Genomic DNA, 17,068 nt, shown 5'->3' with positions numbered 1-17,068 from the left:
GAGTTTCGGAGGGAAAAGAGCATGGCCAAGGCCAAGAGGTTCCTGAGCGCGGCGGTCGCGCTGCTGGCGATGGCGGCGAGCGCGCAGGGGGTGGTTCAGGCCGCCGAGCTGACCGCGGCTGCGACGCTGAAGGCCGATCAGCCTGGCGCGCCGATTTCCCGCTACATCTATGGCCAGTTCTCCGAGCATCTGGGCGCTGGCATCTATGGCGGTGTGTGGGTCGGGCCGGACTCCAAGATCCCCAATATTCGCGGCATCCGCACCGACGTGGTCACCGCGCTGAAGGACATCAAGACGCCGGTGATCCGCTGGCCGGGTGGTTGCTTCGCCGACGAATACCGCTGGCGCGACGGCGTCGGTGAGCGTTCCAAGCGTCCGTCGCGCAAGAACAACTGGTGGGGCGGCTCGCCCGAGACCAACGCGTTCGGCACCCATGAATTCATGGACTTCGCCGAACAGGTCGGCGCCGATCCGTATGTCTCCGTCAATATGGGGTCGTCCGACCCGACCGAGATGCGCGAGTGGATCGAGTACATGACCTCGCCGGGCGACGACACCTTGGCTCAGGAGCGCCGCGCCAACGGCCGTGACAAGCCGTACAAGGTTCCGTTTATCGGCATCGGCAACGAAAGCTGGGGCTGCGGCGGCGAGATGACGCCGGAGTACTACGCCAACGAGTACCGCCGCTTCTCGGCCTTCTTCCACAAGAACACCGACAATCCGGCCGCGCGCGTCGCCTCGGGCGCGAACTCCTCCGACGTCAACTGGACCGACGTGGTGACCAAGAACGCCGGCCGGTTCATGGACGCCATCTCGCTGCACTACTACACCCTGCCGACCGGCAACTGGGACAAGAAGGGCGCGGCGACCGGCTTCGACAGGGCGGCCTGGGGCAAGACCATGGCCCAGACCCTGCGTATGGACAGCCTGATCAAGCAGCACGTCGCCGTCATGGACAAGAACGATCCGAAGAAGCGGATCGGTCTTTATGTCGACGAATGGGGCACCTGGTACGACGTCGAGTCGGGCACCAATCCGGGGCACCTCTACCAGCTGAACACCCTGCGCGACGGCGTGGTGGCGGCGGCCAACTTCAACATCTTCCACCACTATACCGACCGGGTGAAGATGACGAACATCGCGCAGACCATCAATGTTCTGCAGGCGATGATCCTGACCAAAGACGACCAGATCGTCCTGACCCCGACCTACTACGCCTACAAGATGTACCTGCCGTTCCAGGATTCGACGGCGATCCCGCTGGACGTCACCGCGCCGGAGATCGACGTGGCGGGGACGAAGATCCCGGCGTTCAACGCCTCGGCGGCCAAGGGCGCTGACGGCAAGACCTATGTGGCGGTGGCCAACATGTCGCCGGACGACAGCATCAAGCTGAGCGTTGCGCTGGGAACGCTGAAGGCCAAGTCTGTGTCGGGCCAGGTGATGACCGCCGACAAGATGGACGCGATGAACGCCTTCGGCGCCAAGCCCGCCGTCGCGCCGGTAGCGTTCAAGGGCGCCAAGCTCTCGGGCGGCACGCTGACTTTGGACATCCCGTCCAAGTCGGTCGTCGTCGTGGCCGTGGAGTAAGAAAGAAACGCGGCGCTGGCGGACCCCGCCAGCGCCGCGCCTTCGCCTATCGCGAACCGGGCCTGACCGCGTTCGCCAACCTGTACAGCGCCGGCAGCACCAGCAGGGTCAGCACGGTCGACGACAGGATCCCGCCGATCACCACGGTGGCCAAGGGCCGCTGGACCTCGGCGCCCGCTCCGACATTGAAGGCCATCGGCACGAAGCCGAGACTGGCCACCAGGGCCGTCATCAGCACCGGCCGCAGCCGCGTCAGCGCGCCCTCGCGAATGGCCGTGTCGAGGTCGCGCCCCTCCGCTCGCAATGTGCGGATGAAGCTGACCATCACCACCCCGTTCAGCACCGCCACGCCCGACAGGGCGATGAAGCCGACGCCGGCGGAGATCGACAGCGGCAGATCCCGCATCAACAACGCCGCGACGCCGCCGGTCAGGGCCAACGGCACGCCCGAGAACACGATCGCCGCGTCCTTCACCGATCGGAACAGGACGTAGAGCAGGCCGAAGATCAGCAGCAGGGCCGCCGGGACGACCAGCTGCAAACGCTTGGCCGCCGAGATCAGCTGCTCGAACGTCCCGCCATAGGTGATCCAGTAACCGGTCGGTAGTTCGACCTCGGCCCCGACCTTTTGTTGGACCTCGTTGATAAACGAACCCAGGTCGCGGCCGCGGACGTTGGCCGTGACGACGACCCGGCGCTTGCCGTCCTCGCGGCTGATCTGGTTCGGGCCGATCACCGTCTCGATCTTGGCCACGTCCTGCAACGGCACGAAACCGCGCGGCTGGTCGATGGAGCCGGGGAGGGGGATGCGCAGCCGGCCGATATCATCGACCTTGCCACGCACCGCTTCGGGCAGGCGCACGACCACGTCGAAGCGCCGGTCGCCCTCGAACACCTGGCCGGTAACCGTGCCGCCGATGGCGGTGGCGACGACCGACTGGACGTCGTCGACATTCAGGCCCAAGCGGGCGAGGGCGGCGCGGTCGGGCGTGATTTGCAGGACCGACAGGCCGGTGACCTGCTCGACCCCGACGTCCTGGGCGCCGTCGACGCCCTCGACCACGGTCCCGATCGACTTGCCGATCTCCAGCAGCTTGTCGAGATCGTCGCCGAACACCTTGACCGCCACATCCGCCCGCACGCCCGACAGCAGCTCGTTGAACCGCATCTGGATCGGCTGGGTGAACTCGTAGTTGTTGCCCGGAACCTTGGCGACGACGGCCTGCAATTCGCTCACCAGCTGGCCGCGCGGCTTGCGCGGGTCAGGCCAGTCCTTGCGGTCCTTCAGCATGATGAAGGTGTCGGCCACCGAGGGCGGCATGGGGTCGGTGGCGACCTCGGCGGTGCCGATCTTGGCCACGACCCGGTCGACCTCGGGCAGAGTCTTGATCTTGGCCTCCAGCGCTGTCTGCATGGCGACGGCCTGCGAGAGGCTCGTACCGGGGATGCGCAGCGCGTGCATCGCGATGTCGCCTTCGTCGAAACTGGGCGCGAATTCCGAGCCCATCCGCGAGGCGGCGAAGGCGGCGATCGCCACCAGGACGACGGCCCCGGCCACGAAGGCCACGCGCAGGCGCAGCGCGATCTCCAGCGCCGGTTCGTAAAGCCGCCGTGCGCCACGCATGATCGGGCTTTCCCTCTCCTCGACCTTGCTGGTGACGAACAAGGCGACCGCGGCGGGGACGAAGGTAAGGGACAGCACCAAAGCGGCGGTCAGGGCGATCACGACCGTGATGGCCATCGGGTGGAACATCTTCCCCTCGACGCCGGTGAGGGCAAAGATCGGCACGTAGACCAGGGTGATGATCAGCACCCCGAACAGCGAGGGCCGGATCACCTCGCTGGCGGCGCTGCCGACCAGACCGAACCGCTCGTCGCGGGACAGAAGCCGACCCTCGCGGTGCTGGGCCTCGCCGAGCCGGCGCAAGCAGTTCTCGACGATGATCACCGCGCCGTCGACGATCAGGCCGAAGTCCAGCGCCCCTAGGCTCATCAGATTGCCCGAGACCTTGGTCTGGACCATGCCGGTGATGGTCAGTAGCATCGACAACGGGATGACGGCCGCCGTGATCAGGGCTGCGCGGATGTTGCCCAGCAGCAGGAACAGCACCACGATCACCAGGATCGCGCCTTCGATCAGGTTTTTCTCGACCGTGGCGATAGCCCGGTCGACCAGGTTGGTGCGGTCGTAGACGGCCTGGGCCGTGACCCCGGGCGGCAGGGCCTTGGCGGCCTGCTCAAGCTGCTCCGCCGTCGCCCGGGCCACGGTGCGGCTGTTCTCGCCGACCAGCATCATGACCGTGCCCAGCACCACCTCACGGCCGTCCTCGGTGGCGGCGCCGGTGCGCAGTTCTTGGCCAAGGCCGACGTCGGCGACGTCCGCGACACGGATCGGCGCGCCGTTGCGGCTGGCGACGATGACGGCGCGGAGATCCTCCACGCCGGTCGCCTGGCCGGGCACGCGGACCAGGTACTGCTCGCCATAGCGTTCAAGGTATCCGGCCCCGACATTGGCGTTGTTGCGTCCCAGGGCTCCGGCGACGTCGGCCATGGTCAGGCCATAGGCGGACAGCCGTTCAGGCAGGGGCGTGACGTGATACTGCCGCTCGAAGCCGCCGATGGTGTTGACCTCGGTGACGCCGGGCGTGTTGCGCAGCTGCGGGCGGATCACCCAGTCCTGCAGAGTGCGCAGATCCTCCGGTGTCCAGGCCTTGCCGTCGGGCCGCCGCGCGCCCGGCTTGGCCTCGACCGTGTACATGAAGATTTCGCCCAGGCCGGTGGAGATCGGGCCCATCTCCGGGTTCAGGCCGGTCGGCAATTGGTTGCCGGCCGATTGCAGCCTCTCGCCCACCAGCTGGCGGGCGAAGTAGATGTCGGTCCCGTCCTTGAAGACGACGGTGACTTGGCTGAGGCCATAGCGCGAGACCGAGCGGGTATATTGCAGGCCCGGCAGGCCGGCGATCGCCGTCTCGACAGGGAAGGTGATCCGCTGCTCGGCCTCCAGGGGCGAGAAGCCCGGGGCCTCGGTGTTGATCTGCACCTGGACGTTGGTGATGTCCGGCGTGGCGTCGATCGGCAGGCGCTGGAAGCTCCAGACGCCGATGACAGCCGTGACGGCGATGAGCGCCAGCACGATCCAGCGAAGCCGGATCGAAGCGGCGATGATGCGTTCGAGCATGGTCGCCTCCTTAGTGGTCGTGACCCGCGCCGGACTTTTCGATGTCCGCGCTAATGAGGAAGGCGCCGTCGGTGACATATTCAGAGCCGGGCTTCAGGCCGCCCAGCACCTCGGTCCATTCGGGCGTCTGGCGGCCCAGTTCCAGCATCCGGACTTCATAGGTGTCGCGCACCTTGACGAAGACGACCTGGAAGTCGCGGAAGCGCTGGAGGGCCTTGGTCCGCACCGCCAGCGGCGCGGTCCGGACGCCGACTTGGAACGCGCCTTCGACGCCCATGCCGGGCCGGAAGGCGCTGGACGCGCCGCCCGGCAGGTGGACGTGAGCCACCAGGGTCTGGCTGACCAGGTCGGCGGTCGGCAGCACCGCCTCGACCTTGGCCATCAGCTTGGTGTCGCCCGACAGGCTGCGCACCTCGACCGGCTGACCGACCCGGACCTTCTCGGCGTCGCGCGGATAGACCAGGAACTCGGCGTGCAGCTTGGTCGGGTCGGCGATCACGAAGATCGCCCGTTCGCCGGCCACGTCGCCGACATTGAGGTTTTTCTCGACGATGACGCCACTGATCGGGGCAGGGATCGGATAGGTCTGCAGGCTCTCGCTGGACTCGACGCGAGCCAGGACCTGGCCCTTGCGCACCGTGTGCCCGAGTTCGCCACGCAGGCTCATGATCCGGCCGGGATACCAGGCGCGGACCTCGCCCTTGCCCTCCGGCGTGATCTCGACCCGGCCGGCCATGTCGACCAGCTCGGCGATCGGCGCGGCGCCGGCGACCTCGGTTTTGACACCACCAGCCTGGGCGGCGGCCGCCGAGAAGCTGGTGCGGCCCTCATGGGACGCGTAGCCCCAGCGGTAGGCCTGACCCTGAGAGGTCGCGGCCACTTTGACGTCGAACGAGTGCGGTTCATGCACCACGCCGCCGCCGCGCAGATAGTCCTCCACCGGGGTGAACGCGAAGCGGTTCACTTCGCCGTCCAGGCGTGAAAGCTCGATCGACAGCTGGACGTCCTTAGCCGCGACCGGTTTGTCCTTGCGATAGGCGTAGACGTGGAATTCCGGCTCGACCCCGTCCTCGAAGATCGTGACCTCCAGGGCGAAGTCACCGTCACGGAGCATGCGGCCGCGATGGGGACCGCGCTCGTAGTCGCCGGCTTTCGCGACATGGCCTTCGGTCTCGGCGGGCTTGGACCGCTCGCCGCAGGCGGTCAGGGAAAGGGCGCTGGCCAGGCAAATGGCGAGCACGCCCAGGCGCGCGTGGATGCGGCGGGTCATCGAGCGGTCTCCGAGGGGATGAGGGCTGCGTGTTCGCCCGTCAGGCGGGCCAGCTCGGCGCGGTCGCGTTGAAAGGCGGCGAGCACGGCGAGGCGCCGGGTCTTGGTGTCGATCAGGGCTTTCTGGGCCTCGATCACGTCGAGATAGCTGAAGCCGCCTCGGTTGAAGCCGTCGCGGACGAGATCGACGGTCTGGGCCTGAGCGGGCAGGATCTCGGCCTCCAGCCGTCGCGCTTCGCTGGCGCGGATCGCGAGACTGGCCTGCAGCCGGGCGATGCGGCGTTCGGTGAGCGTGCGTGTCGCCGCGAGATCGGCCTCCGCGGCGGTGCGTTCGGCTCGGGCCCGAGCGATGGCGTCCTGGTTGGTGTCGTGACGGGCCAGAGGAATGGAGCCGCCGACGACGAAGGCGACGTCGCCGCCGTCGTTGAGATAACGCACGCCGGCCCGCCAGGTGGGGTCTTGGACCGCCTTGGCCTTCTCCAGTGCGATCCGGGCCTCGGCGGCGGCGCGCTCGGTCTCTCCGACGGCGAGATCGACCGGCGCTGGCGCGGCCGCGAGGCCGTCGGCGGGGGCCAGGTCCTCGATCCAACGCGGATCGATCTCGAAATCCCCGCCGCCGTCCCAGTAGGCGGAGAGCCGCCGCCGCGCCGCCTCGGCCTCGGCCTTGGCTTGGTCGAGGGCGAGGCGGGCTTCGGCCAGCTGGGCTTGCGCGCGGGCGCCGGCGAACAGCGGGTCACGTGCGGCCCGAACCCTGCGGCCGACCTCGGTGGCGGTGCGCTCGGCGAGGACGAGACGTTCCTGGGCGACGCGCGTCCGGCTCTCGGCGGCGGCGGCGTCGATCCAGGCCAGCTCCACCTCGTGGAGGAGGTCGAGAACCGCGACCTCGCGGCGGGCCTTGGCCACGGCCGCCTCGCCGCGCGCCACGGCCGCGCGGGCCTGGCGTTTGCCGCCACGCTCCTCGACCTGCTGGTACGAGACGGTGGCCTGGGTCCGATCGATCAGGCCGTAGGCGCCGGTTCCGGCGAAGTCCTCGACCTCGAGGCCGAGTGTGGGGTTGGGCTTGCGGTTAGCCTGGCGCTCGGCGGCGTGAGCGGCGTCCTGTCGAGCCGTGAAAGCAAGCCGGGTGGGATCGGCCCACAAGGCGCGCGTCAGGGCTTGGGAAAGCGGCAGCGGTTCAGCGTGAGCAAGGAGGGGCAGGGCGGCGAGGGTCGCCGCCAGCAGCCAGGACCGTGGCGCACCACGGTTGGCGATGGGGATAGGCATGGGATCTCTCTCGAACGTTTAAGCGGGCGCAGCCGCCTGGCCGCGCCGTCAGGCGAGGTGTTCGAGAGTGATCCTGGGAGGACGGTCCTGGCGCGAGGCTGGCGCGCCGGGCGGGCTGCTGGACGCCGAGGGCGTCAGCTCAGCGGGCGACGACCACAGCGCCGTCATGATGGGCGAGGGCGGTAGGGCTACGGCCGAAGGGGCGTCGTGGTGGTGGTGCGGAAAAGGCGGTGCGGCGGAGCCGTCGGGCTGATCGCCGTCTTGAGCCGCGACGTCGCCCTGGCCTCTACCGTGATCATGATGTTCGTCGAGCAGGGCGCTGGTCAGCGGCGTGGCGACATGCGCCCGGCCGGCGGCGTGCAGCCAGTGATCGACCTGGGTGACCGGCGCCTGGGCGACGACGAGCGCCATCAGCATGACAGCCAGCGCCGCCATGCTTTTCATCCAGGACTGTCGTCGCCGAAGGGTCAGAATCCGCTCCCGTGCTCGTTACCATAGTGTCGATCGGCGCTTGTTATGACAACGCCGATCGCCTCCTTAAGCGGGTGTTTTGGATTTTCATATTTGACGATCTACTTCATATATGATGTCCATTCGGAAGGCGCTCCGCCAGAGGGCGGCCGGAGGAAACACTCATGACTCAAGGTTCGAGCCGGCGCGCGGAATGGGCGCCAATGGTGCTGATCGTCGCGCTGTTCTTTCTTTGGGGCGTGGCGAACAATCTCAACGACGTGCTGATCCCCCACCTGAAGAAGGCCTTCTTCCTGACCGACCTGCGGTCGGGCTTGGTGCAGTCGGCGTTCTATCTCGGCTATTTCTTCCTGGCCTTGCCGGCCGGCCTGCTGATGCGCCGCTATGGCTACAAGGCCGCGGTGATCGTCGGCCTGGTCCTGTTCGGAATCGGCGCCCTGCTGTTCTGGCCAGCCGCCGAGCTGCGTCGCTATGAGTTCTTCCTGTCCGCCCTGTTCGTGATCGCCTCGGGCCTGGCCTTCCTCGAGACCTCGGCCAATCCTCTGATCACCGTGTTGGGCGATCCGGCCAAGGCCGAGCAGCGCCTGAACCTGGCCCAAGCCTTCAACCCGCTGGGCTCGATCACCGCGGTGGTCGTCGGGCGCCAGTTCATCCTTTCGGGCGTCGAGCCGACCAAGGCCCAGTTCGCGGCCATGTCGCCGGAGCAGCTGTCGGCGTTCCAGGCGACTGAGGCTCAGTCGACCCAGCTGCCGTACCTGATCATCGCCGCGGTGGTGCTGATCTGGGCGGTGCTGGTGGCGATCACCCGCTTTCCGCCCCAGGCCAGCCGGCCAACGGCCGAGGATCAGCATCAGGAGCACGTCGACAGGCCGATCCTGGGCCTGTTCGCGCGGCCGCGCTTCCTGTTCGGCGTCGCCGCCCAGTTCTTCTATGTGGGCGCCCAGGTCGGGGTGTGGAGCTATATGATCCGTTACGCTCAGGACCAGGTTCCGGGCATGGGCGAGAAGACCGCCGCGGCCTATCTCTCATGGTCGCTGGTCGGGTTCATGGCCGGGCGCTTCACGGGCACGGCCCTGATGAGCCGCGTTGATCCCTCGCGTCTGATGGCGCTGTTCGCGGTCGTCAATGTCGGTCTGACCCTGGTCGCCGTGACCGTCGGCGGTCACCTGGGCCTGCTGGCCCTGGCCTCGACCAGCTTCTTCATGTCGATCATGTTCCCGACCATCTTCGCCAGTTCGCTGAAGGGGCTGGGGCCGCTGACCAAGACCGGCTCGTCGTTCCTGGTCATGAGCATCATCGGCGGCGCCGTCCTGACGGCCCTGATGGGCGGGATCTCCGACGCCAGCGCCATCCGCTTCGCGATCCTGGTGCCGTGCGCCTGCTTCGCCGTGGTCGGGCTGTTCGGCATGACCGCGCCCCGGCGTGACGTCAGCGCCCGCGACGCCGTGTTGGTCGGAGGTCATTGATGTCGTCACCCCTGATGGATGTGCTGGTCTGCGCCGCACCGGGCGATCTGCGGGTCGAGCGGCGACCGACGCCGGAGCCCGGACCTGACGAGGTGCTGCTGCGCGTCCGCCGGGTCGGGATCTGCGGCACCGACATGCACATCTATCGCGGCACCCAGCCTTTCCTGAGCTATCCGCGGGTGATGGGCCACGAGCTGTCGGGCGAGGTGGTTTCGGCGCCGGCCGGAAGCGGCCTGGCCGAGGGCGACCACGCCTATGTCATGCCCTATCTGTCATGCGGAGCTTGTCCGGCCTGCGACAAAGGCAAGCCCAACTGTTGCGTGAACATCCGCGTCCTGGGCGTCCACATGGATGGCGGGCTTTGCGAGTTTCTGGCGGTGCCGTCCGGGTTCGTGCGCAGGATCGAAGGGGTCGGCCTGGACGAGGCCGCGATGGTCGAGTTCCTGGCCATCGGCGCCCACGCGGTTCGCCGCGCCAGGATCGAGCCCGGTCAGTCGGTGCTGGTGGTGGGGGCGGGGCCGATCGGTATCGCCGCGACCCTGTTCGCCAAGCTTGCCGGCGCCAAGGTCACCGTGCTGGACGCGCGCGCCGATCGCCTGGTGTTCTGCCGCCAGCACCTGGGGGCGGATCACGTCGTCGCCTTGAGCGACGCGACGCCTGCCGCGCTCTCGGACCTGACGGGGGGCGCCTTCTTCGACGTGGTGTTCGACGCCACCGGCAGCGCCGCAGCCATGCAGCAGGGCTTTGCCTATGTCGGCCACGGCGGGACCTACGTGCTGATCTCGGTGGTCTCGGCCGACATCACCTTCTCGGATCCTGAGTTCCACAAGCGTGAGATGTCGCTGCTGGCTAGCCGCAACGCCACGATCGAGGACTTCGATCACGTGCTTGCGGCGATCAAGGCCGGGCAGGTGCCGACGGCGGCGCTCAATACCCACAAGGCCGCGCTGAAGGATCTCGCGGGCGCCCTGCCGAGCTGGATGGAGCCCTCGGCCGGCGTGATCAAGGCCATCGTGTCGTGCTGATCGACGCCCACTGCCACATCTGGCGGCTCGGCGAGAACGACCACGCGTGGCCGATACCGGACCTCGCGGCGATCTATCGAAATTTTGACCTGAAGGATCTGGCGGAAGCCTCTGCTTCGTCGGATCTTTCCGGTGTCGTTCTCGTGCAGTCACAGCCCAGCGCGCGCGACACCGAATGGCTGCTGCAAGTCGCGGCCGCCGACCCGCTGGCGGTGGGCGTCGTCGGTTGGACCGATCTCACCGCGCCGGACGCGCCGGCGCGGATAGGCTTCCTGGCGAGGAATCCGCGCCTCAAGGGCCTGCGGCCGATGTTGCAGGACCTGCCGGGCGACTGGATCCTCGACCCGGCGCTGGAGCCCGCCATCGCGGCGATGATCGCGGCCGACCTGGCGTTCGACGCGCTGATCAAGCCGCGCCATCTGCCGCACATTCTGACGCTCGTCCGCCGCTGGCCGGATCTGCGTCTCGTTGTGGATCATGGCGCCAAGCCTGAGATCGGCGAGGGGCGTCCGGATCCTTGGCGCGACCAGATCGTCGCCCTGGCCGAGCTGCCGGGTGTCCACTGCAAGCTGTCGGGCCTGCTGACCGAAGCCGGCGACGCGCCGACCGCCGACGCCGTCGCGCCTTATGCCGCGCATCTGCTGGAGGTCTTCGGTCCTGACCGCCTGATGTGGGGGAGCGACTGGCCGGTGCTGAACCTGGCCGGCGACTACGCCGCCTGGCGCGCGCTCTGCGCGACCTGGGTCCCGCCCGCCGATCACGCCCGGGTATTCGGCGAGACGGCGCGCCGATTCTATCGGCTATAGGCGATCTATGTCCGACACCCGCGCCAAGAAGCGAGACTATCGCGCGCCGGCCCTCGAAAAGGGCCTCGACGTGCTGGAACTGTTGGCCGCCAATCGCGGCGGCCTGACCCTGACGCAGATCTCTAGCGCCCTCGAGCGCTCATCCAGCGAGCTGTTCCGCATGGTTCAGGTGCTGGAGGCGCGGGGCTATGTCGGACGCGCCGCCGACGAGGACGGTCTGATCCTGACCAATAAACTGTTCGCCCTGGGCATGGCCCGCGCGCCAGCCAAGGACCTTCTTGAAGCGGCCTTGCCGACCATGCGCGCCGTCTGTCCGCGGATCGGCCAGTCCTGTCACCTGGCCGTCGCCAGCGGCGACCAGATGGTGGTGGTCGCCCGCGTCGAGGCGCCGGGAGATCAGGGGTTTTCGGTCCGCGTCGGCTATCGGCGCAAGATCGTCCAGGCGACCTCGGGCCTGGTGCTGTACGCCTTCCAGACGGAGAGCGAACGTCGACGCTGGGGCGAAGAGCTGAGGGCTGGCGTGACGGTCGCGACCTGGAAGCGGTTCGAGGCCGAGGCCGCCAAGGCGCGCGACGATGGCTATGTCCGCGCCGACAGTTATGTGACCAAGGCCGTGGTCGATCTGTCGGTGCCGATCTACGGGCCCGACGGCGTCGCGGCGGCGTTGACCTGCCCCTATGTCGACACTCCGTCGGCGATCCCGATGCCCGAGACCATCGCGGATCTGCAGAAGGCCGCGGCCGAGATCACCAGTGAGATCCGCCCGACGGCCTAGGCGGAGGGCGCCTTCATACCACGACGGCGGATCGGTTAGGTCGTCGGAATAACTCAAGGACAAGGCTCATGAAATCGGTTCGCCATTGCCTCGCTCTCGACCTGCGGGACGATCCGGCCCTGATCGAGCGTTACGAGGCCTGGCATGCGCCCGGCGCCGTGCCGCCGGCGGTCGTCCGTTCGATCCGGGACGCCGGCATCCTGGCCATGGAGATCTGGCGCGTCGAAAGCCGTCTTTTCATGATCATGGAGGTCGGGCCGGACTTCTCACCCGAGGCCAAGGCCGCCGCCGACATGGGCTCGGAGGACGTTCAGGCCTGGGAGCGTCTGATGTGGGAGTTTCAACAACCGCTGCCGAGCGCCGTGGACGGCGAGAAGTGGATCGCCATGCGCCGCATCTTCGCCTTGGACGAGCAGCCCTAGCGATATCGGAAGCGTAGACCTACTCGGACGTCGCGACCCGTACGGTGCTGGTAGTTGGGGATCTCGCTGCGGTCGATGAACTGGCGGATCACGGCGTCGGTCAGGTTGACGAAATCGGCGGTCAAAGTGATCCGCGACGAGAGCTTGTAGCGCAGCGCGGCGTCGATCGTGGTCACGGCCGCGAAGCCGTCGGAATCCCCGCCGGTCAATGCCGGAATGGCCGACAGATAGCGGCCCCGATGATTGACGGCGGCGCGCGCCTCCAGGCGCGGCGTGGCATAGACCAGCGCCAGATTGCCGACCACGCGCGGCCCGCCAAGGGCGTCCTCGATCGGCTCGAGATTGCCGGCCGGCATCCAATAGCGGATTTTCGACCGCGTATAGGCCAGCGAGCCTTGTAGCCGCCAGGGCGCCAGGGCCGAGCCCGGCGCACCCAGCGGTGTAGCCACGGATAGCTCCAAGCCGTTCAACTGACCCTTGCCGGTGTTGACGGGACGAATGAACTGCCAGATCGGCAAGGCCGGGTCGCACCCTGGAGCCCCGCCGCAGGACAGGATCGCGACGCTGTCGGGGAGACCGTAGGGGTTGGTCGAAAACGGCGCGGGCTGGGTGATGGTCTGCTGAACGATGGAGCCGATCGACTTGTGGTACGCCGCCAGGGATACGGCCCCGCCGCCCGGAGCGAGCCATTCGACGGCGAGATCGAGGTTGTTCGCATAGGTCGGGCTAAGGTCAGGATCGCCAGCCGAAACAGCCTTCAGGCTTGTCGTGGCGATCGTGAAACCCGGCCGTAGGCTGCGCAGGTCGGGTCGGACCACCACCTTGGCGGCGCCCAGGCGGACCGTGAGGTCGCCCGTCGGTTCCCAGACCAAATTCGCCGAGGGCAGGACGTCGCCATAGCTGCGCCGCGCACGAACAGGCTTGAGGCTTCCGTCGGGCTGGACTTCGGAACCGGTCGAGTCCTGGGCGGTGCGCGCCAGGCGGACGCCGACATCGCCCCAGAAGCGCCGACCAATGACGCGGGGCCGCGAGAGTTGAAGATAGGCGGCGTCGTCCCGCTCTCCGATCGCGTAGTTGGTGGCGGCGACCGGCTCGGGACCCAGGCGGAAGGCGTCGCAGGTGGTGCGGGCGCAGGCGCGGCGTAGCAGCGCCAGGCCGCGAACCACGTCCGGCGCCAGCCATCGGCCCGGTGGATCGAGCGCGCCAAACGATACGCCCGCGCCGACCAGCCTGGCGTAGTCGGCGATCGGAATGCTGGCCAGGGCGGCGGGCGTGACGCCGTTCAGATTGGCGATCGTTCCATTTGAACGCGACAGGGTGACCGCCTCGGTGCGGTAGTCCTTGTGCAGGACACCGGCCTGCCATTCCAAGCCCCCGACCACGCCTTTCAGGTCAAGTCCAACGGTCTTGTAGCTATTGTCGACCCAGTTCGGATCGTCGCGAAACTCCGACAGGGTCCAGGCGGAGGCCTGGTCCAGCGTGGCGTCGCCATAGCCTACGAACGGGTGGACGCGGTCCCGGAAATCGTAGGTGAAGCCGTTCACGCCATACTGATCGAAGTGCAGCGTGTTCTGGATTGGATTGCTGAAGTCCGAGCGGGAAAAGCCCGCCAGCGCGGTCAACTCGATCCCGCCTGGCAGTTCGTGGGTCGCCGTCAGGGTCGTCTGGCGGAAGGTGGTGTCGAGCTCGTCGTAGCGGGCCTCCGACTTGACGTCGACGCCGTCGAACGTCCCGGCGATCAGCACCGGCAAACCGGGGTGGAACGCTGTGATCACCGGATCGATCGCGGTCACGGCGTTGAGCCCGCAAGAGGGGGGCGAGGCCGGACCGCAGGCGCCCGCGGTGCGGAAGGTGAAGCTCTCCAGCAGGAACTCGTTTCGCTTGGACTCCAGCGTCGCGTAGAGCAGGTCCAGCGAGATCCGGGTCCGGTCCGACGGCCGCCAGTCCAGGGCGGCGGTCAGGCCCAGGCGCGATTGGTCGGCAGTCATCAGCTCCAGGCGCGGAATGCGGGCGTGCAGAGCGGCGTTGACCTCCGCCAGGCTGGCGGCGCCCGTCGTGGCGCCGAAGCCGGGATGGAGCGCCACGCCCGACTGCCAACCGCCGGCCGTACTGCCCGCGTCCACGGCGTAGCGTCGCGAATAGGCGGCCGAGACCAGGACGCCCAAGCGGTCGTCGGCCAACCGGCGCGACAGCACGATCGAGCCGCGCGGCGCCAGGCGCTGAGCGCGGCTGTTATAGGTCTGCTCGGCGTAAAGCCTCAGGCTGCGATCGGGCAGGTCGAACGGCGATCGAGTCCGGATATCGACCGTGGAGCCCAGCGTGCCTTCGTCAATATCGGCGGACGCGGTCTTTTGCAGCCGGACTTGTCGGAAGAGGTCGGCGGCGAAGACGTTGTAGTCGAACGACCGGCCGCGGTTGGTGCCGCCGCCGGCATTGGCTCCGCCGAAGGTCGCGAGGGTCTCCATGCCGTTGATGCGCACGCGCGTGAAGCGGCTGGCGACGCCGCGGACGGCGATCTGACGAGTCTCGCCGCCGTCGGTCACCGCCGCCACGCCGGGCATGTCGCGCAAGGCGTCGCCCAGACTGAGCGCGCCCGAGCGGGCGATCTCGTCTTCGGTCAGGATATCGATCGGCGACGGCGTCCGGCGCTTCAGGGCCGCCGGCAGGCGGGCCCCTTCGCGGGCGATGACGCTGACCGGGTCGACCTCGGCGACGGGATCTTCGGTTGGCCGGGACGCGGGTGGAACGGGAATTGAGCGGGAAGCAGACCGGGCTCCGGTAGACAAGGGGACGATGGTGACGACGCCGTCCGCGCCGATCACGAAGGTCAGGCGCGAACCGGCGAGCAGCACGTTCAACGCCGTGGGCAGGGGCATGGTCCCGCGCAGGGCTGGCGCCTGCCGGCTGGCAAGCAGCGGGGCGGGGGCCAGTACGACCACACCAGCGCGCTCCGACAACGCCAGTAACGCTCTGGCCAGGGGCTGAGCGGGCTGGTCGAAGGCGAAAACGGCGGGGCGTTGGGCGGCGAAGGCTGGCGCGCCGATCAGGAGCGCTGTCAGCGCCGTCCCCGACCTAAGCGGCCACTTCATCGCGCGCGGATCAGCAGGCCGCCGTCGGCTTCCCGCGCCACCGTCACCGGCAGCACGCGGGGCAGGCCGGCGACGAACGCGCCCGCCTGGTCGGGGCGCAGGCCCGTGGTCACCTTCAGGCCCGCCGCGTTTGGCGCGACTCGGACCCGCAGGCCGTAGCGATTGAGGTCGGCGATCACGTCCGCCAGCGGCGCGGCGACGTAGGCCAACCGTCCGCGACGCCAGGCTCCGGCGTCGCCGATGCCGTCGAGGGCGGCGGTTCGCACGCCCGAGGCGTCGGCCAAGGCGCCTTGACCGGCCGGGACCTTGGCGGCGGACGGGCCGCGCGACACCTCGACGAGGCCTTGCTCGACCTCGACCCGGACGCGGTTGTCCGGGCTTTTATGGACGTCGAAGCGCGTGCCCAGCACCCGCACCTTGGTCTCGCCAGCGGCGACCGTGAACGGATGCGCCTTGTCGTGGGCCACGGCGAAGAAAGCTTGGCCGGTTTGCAGGACATAGGTTCGGCGCGCCAAACGCCAGCTGGGGCGCAGGCTGGATGCGGGCCCAAGCGTCACGTGGCTCCCGTCGGCCAGGGCGACCTCGCGAGTCTGGCCAGGCGCGGACACGATCGCGGTCGGCGGCGTCGCCAATACGGCGGCGGCGACGAGACTGGCGGCCATGGCCGCGGCCGGCCAGGCCCAGCGCGAAGCCGAGGGGCGGGCAGGGCGCGCGGCGATCGGTGTGGCTAGGGCCTCGTCCAGCAGCAGCAGGGTGCGCTCGGCCTCGTCGTAGGCCAGCGGATGGCGTGGATCGGCCTTCAGCCAGGTTTCGAGCTGGGCCGAGCGGGCGGTCGGAAAGTCCTCGCCGATCACCGCCAGGGCCCACGCGCGGGCCTGGGCGCCGATCGCCGAGTCAGGATCGACGGGTGCGTTCACGCGACAGGCCTCGATAGTCGATGGTTCCGCGCGCGACGGCGCGCTGGCAGACGGCTGCGGCTTCATCCACGGTCTTGCGGACCAGGGATTCCGACACGCCATGACGGCGGGCGATTTCGGCGAAGCTTAGGCCATCCATGCGATTGGCGGTCAGGTAGAGGCGGTGCCGCTCGGGCAGGCCGGCCAACACCTTCTGCAGCAGACGCACCTGCTGCTTGGCGATCAGGGCGCGTTCGAGGTCGGGATCCGCGTCGGCGGCCAAGGTGGTGGTGTCTTCCAAGGCCGCATTGGCGCGGCGCAACTGACGGCGAGCGTCGTGCATCAGGTTGATGGCGATCCGGAAGACGAAGGCGCGGGGACTTTCCAGCTGTCGGTCGGCGGTCTGCTCGCCGAGCTTGAAGAAGGCTTGCTGAGCAACGTCTTCGCAATCGGGCGGACCTGGACCGAAGCGGGCGCGCAGGAACGCGCAGAGGTCGCGCCATTCCCTGGCGTACACGGCCGGATAGGCCGGGTGATCACGCCAAACCTCTTCGCCCACGATTCGAAGCTTCGGTCGCTCCGCCTTGGACACCGCCACTCCCCAAATGCTCTCGGCATCCTTATTGGGCGCGACGATGCGGGCGAACGCTCCGTCGATCAATGGCGCGTCGGGATTTTCGGGCGATCCGGAACTTTTTTGTGCGGATCGGTGAGCGGAAAGCGTCGTTATGGGGTCGCTCCTGAAAGCAATAAAATCCCAATGATTTTAATAAGTTACCGGTAACTTTTCCCTTTTGTCATCCCTCTCGGCATGCTTA

General features: G+C 68.2%; 13 protein-coding genes. 6 read left to right on the top strand and 7 right to left on the bottom strand.

What is annotated here, in order from left to right:
• Positions 1-21 precede the first annotated feature (21 nt).
• Entirely contained in the window at positions 22-1,590 is a 1,569-nt protein-coding gene (locus ASC70_RS16480) for an alpha-N-arabinofuranosidase (RefSeq protein WP_056051934.1), read from the top strand.
• A gap of 46 nt (positions 1,591-1,636) precedes the next feature.
• Here ASC70_RS16480 and ASC70_RS16475 read toward each other — a convergent pair whose 3' ends face one another.
• The 4 genes from ASC70_RS16475 to ASC70_RS16460 are packed head-to-tail and all read right to left on the bottom strand — an operon-like array spanning position 1,637 to position 7,735.
• Positions 1,637-4,768 carry an efflux RND transporter permease subunit gene (locus tag ASC70_RS16475; RefSeq protein ID WP_056051931.1) on the bottom strand — a complete coding sequence of 1,044 codons (3,132 nt, stop codon included), beginning with the start codon at positions 4,766-4,768 and terminating at the stop codon, positions 1,637-1,639.
• A gap of 10 nt (positions 4,769-4,778) precedes the next feature.
• Positions 4,779-6,038, bottom strand: coding sequence for an efflux RND transporter periplasmic adaptor subunit (locus ASC70_RS16470; protein ID WP_056051928.1), 1,260 nt, complete (start codon positions 6,036-6,038; stop codon positions 4,779-4,781).
• Positions 6,035-7,300: a TolC family protein gene (locus ASC70_RS16465; protein ID WP_056051925.1), complete on the bottom strand. Its 1,266-nt coding sequence runs from the start codon at positions 7,298-7,300 to the stop codon at positions 6,035-6,037. Before ASC70_RS16465 ends, ASC70_RS16470 begins: the two co-directional genes overlap by 4 nt.
• Positions 7,301-7,348: 48 nt before the next feature.
• Positions 7,349-7,735: a hypothetical protein gene (locus ASC70_RS16460; RefSeq protein ID WP_056051922.1), complete on the bottom strand. Its 387-nt coding sequence runs from the start codon at positions 7,733-7,735 to the stop codon at positions 7,349-7,351.
• A 239-nt stretch (positions 7,736-7,974) separates the two neighbouring features.
• Here ASC70_RS16460 and fucP point away from each other — a divergent pair, with 239 nt between their 5' ends.
• The 5 genes from fucP (at position 7,975) to ASC70_RS16435 (ending at position 12,265) form a co-directional block, all read left to right on the top strand.
• Complete coding sequence (gene fucP / locus ASC70_RS16455) at positions 7,975-9,237, top strand: L-fucose:H+ symporter permease (RefSeq protein WP_235519432.1); 1,263 nt, start codon at positions 7,975-7,977, stop codon at positions 9,235-9,237.
• Entirely contained in the window at positions 9,237-10,262 is a 1,026-nt protein-coding gene (locus tag ASC70_RS16450) for a zinc-binding alcohol dehydrogenase family protein (RefSeq protein ID WP_235519431.1), read from the top strand. The genes fucP and ASC70_RS16450 overlap by 1 nt, the downstream gene beginning before the upstream one ends.
• Positions 10,256-11,068 carry an amidohydrolase gene (locus ASC70_RS16445; RefSeq protein ID WP_056051917.1) on the top strand — a complete coding sequence of 271 codons (813 nt, stop codon included), beginning with the start codon at positions 10,256-10,258 and terminating at the stop codon, positions 11,066-11,068. Before ASC70_RS16450 ends, ASC70_RS16445 begins: the two co-directional genes overlap by 7 nt.
• Positions 11,069-11,075: 7 nt before the next feature.
• Positions 11,076-11,843 carry an IclR family transcriptional regulator gene (locus ASC70_RS16440; protein WP_056051913.1) on the top strand — a complete coding sequence of 256 codons (768 nt, stop codon included), beginning with the start codon at positions 11,076-11,078 and terminating at the stop codon, positions 11,841-11,843.
• A 68-nt stretch (positions 11,844-11,911) separates the two neighbouring features.
• Positions 11,912-12,265 (top strand): L-rhamnose mutarotase, encoded by a 354-nt coding sequence (locus tag ASC70_RS16435; protein WP_056051910.1) that lies wholly within the window; start codon positions 11,912-11,914, stop codon positions 12,263-12,265.
• Here ASC70_RS16435 and ASC70_RS16430 read toward each other — a convergent pair.
• From ASC70_RS16430 to ASC70_RS16420, 3 genes are read right to left on the bottom strand one after another with little or no spacing between them, the layout of a single operon-like run.
• Complete coding sequence (locus ASC70_RS16430) at positions 12,262-15,354, bottom strand: TonB-dependent receptor (RefSeq protein ID WP_056051907.1); 3,093 nt, start codon at positions 15,352-15,354, stop codon at positions 12,262-12,264. The genes ASC70_RS16435 and ASC70_RS16430 overlap by 4 nt on opposite strands.
• Positions 15,351-16,271: a FecR domain-containing protein gene (locus ASC70_RS16425; RefSeq protein ID WP_056051905.1), complete on the bottom strand. Its 921-nt coding sequence runs from the start codon at positions 16,269-16,271 to the stop codon at positions 15,351-15,353. Before ASC70_RS16425 ends, ASC70_RS16430 begins: the two co-directional genes overlap by 4 nt.
• Positions 16,249-16,809 carry an RNA polymerase sigma factor gene (locus tag ASC70_RS16420; RefSeq protein ID WP_162247236.1) on the bottom strand — a complete coding sequence of 187 codons (561 nt, stop codon included), beginning with the start codon at positions 16,807-16,809 and terminating at the stop codon, positions 16,249-16,251. Before ASC70_RS16420 ends, ASC70_RS16425 begins: the two co-directional genes overlap by 23 nt.
• Between the last annotated feature and the right edge of the window lie 259 nt (positions 16,810-17,068).

It is taken from the genome of Caulobacter sp. Root343, assembly GCF_001425745.1.
Taxonomy (GTDB): Bacteria; Pseudomonadota; Alphaproteobacteria; order Caulobacterales; family Caulobacteraceae; genus Caulobacter.
Note: the sequence above shows the minus strand (reverse complement) of the source record. Positions and strands in the feature narration are given on the sequence as shown.

Coding starts and splice junctions, on each gene's coding strand:
- ASC70_RS16480 (WP_056051934.1), top strand. CDS start 22: ATGGCCAAGGCCAAGAGGTTCCTGAGCGCGGCGGTCGCGCTGCTGGCG.
- ASC70_RS16475 (WP_056051931.1), bottom strand. CDS start 4,768: ATGCTCGAACGCATCATCGCCGCTTCGATCCGGCTTCGCTGGATCGTG.
- ASC70_RS16470 (WP_056051928.1), bottom strand. CDS start 6,038: ATGACCCGCCGCATCCACGCGCGCCTGGGCGTGCTCGCCATTTGCCTG.
- ASC70_RS16465 (WP_056051925.1), bottom strand. CDS start 7,300: ATGCCTATCCCCATCGCCAACCGTGGTGCGCCACGGTCCTGGCTGCTG.
- ASC70_RS16460 (WP_056051922.1), bottom strand. CDS start 7,735: ATGGCGGCGCTGGCTGTCATGCTGATGGCGCTCGTCGTCGCCCAGGCG.
- fucP (WP_235519432.1), top strand. CDS start 7,975: ATGGTGCTGATCGTCGCGCTGTTCTTTCTTTGGGGCGTGGCGAACAAT.
- ASC70_RS16450 (WP_235519431.1), top strand. CDS start 9,237: ATGTCGTCACCCCTGATGGATGTGCTGGTCTGCGCCGCACCGGGCGAT.
- ASC70_RS16440 (WP_056051913.1), top strand. CDS start 11,076: ATGTCCGACACCCGCGCCAAGAAGCGAGACTATCGCGCGCCGGCCCTC.
- ASC70_RS16435 (WP_056051910.1), top strand. CDS start 11,912: ATGAAATCGGTTCGCCATTGCCTCGCTCTCGACCTGCGGGACGATCCG.
- ASC70_RS16430 (WP_056051907.1), bottom strand. CDS start 15,354: ATGAAGTGGCCGCTTAGGTCGGGGACGGCGCTGACAGCGCTCCTGATC.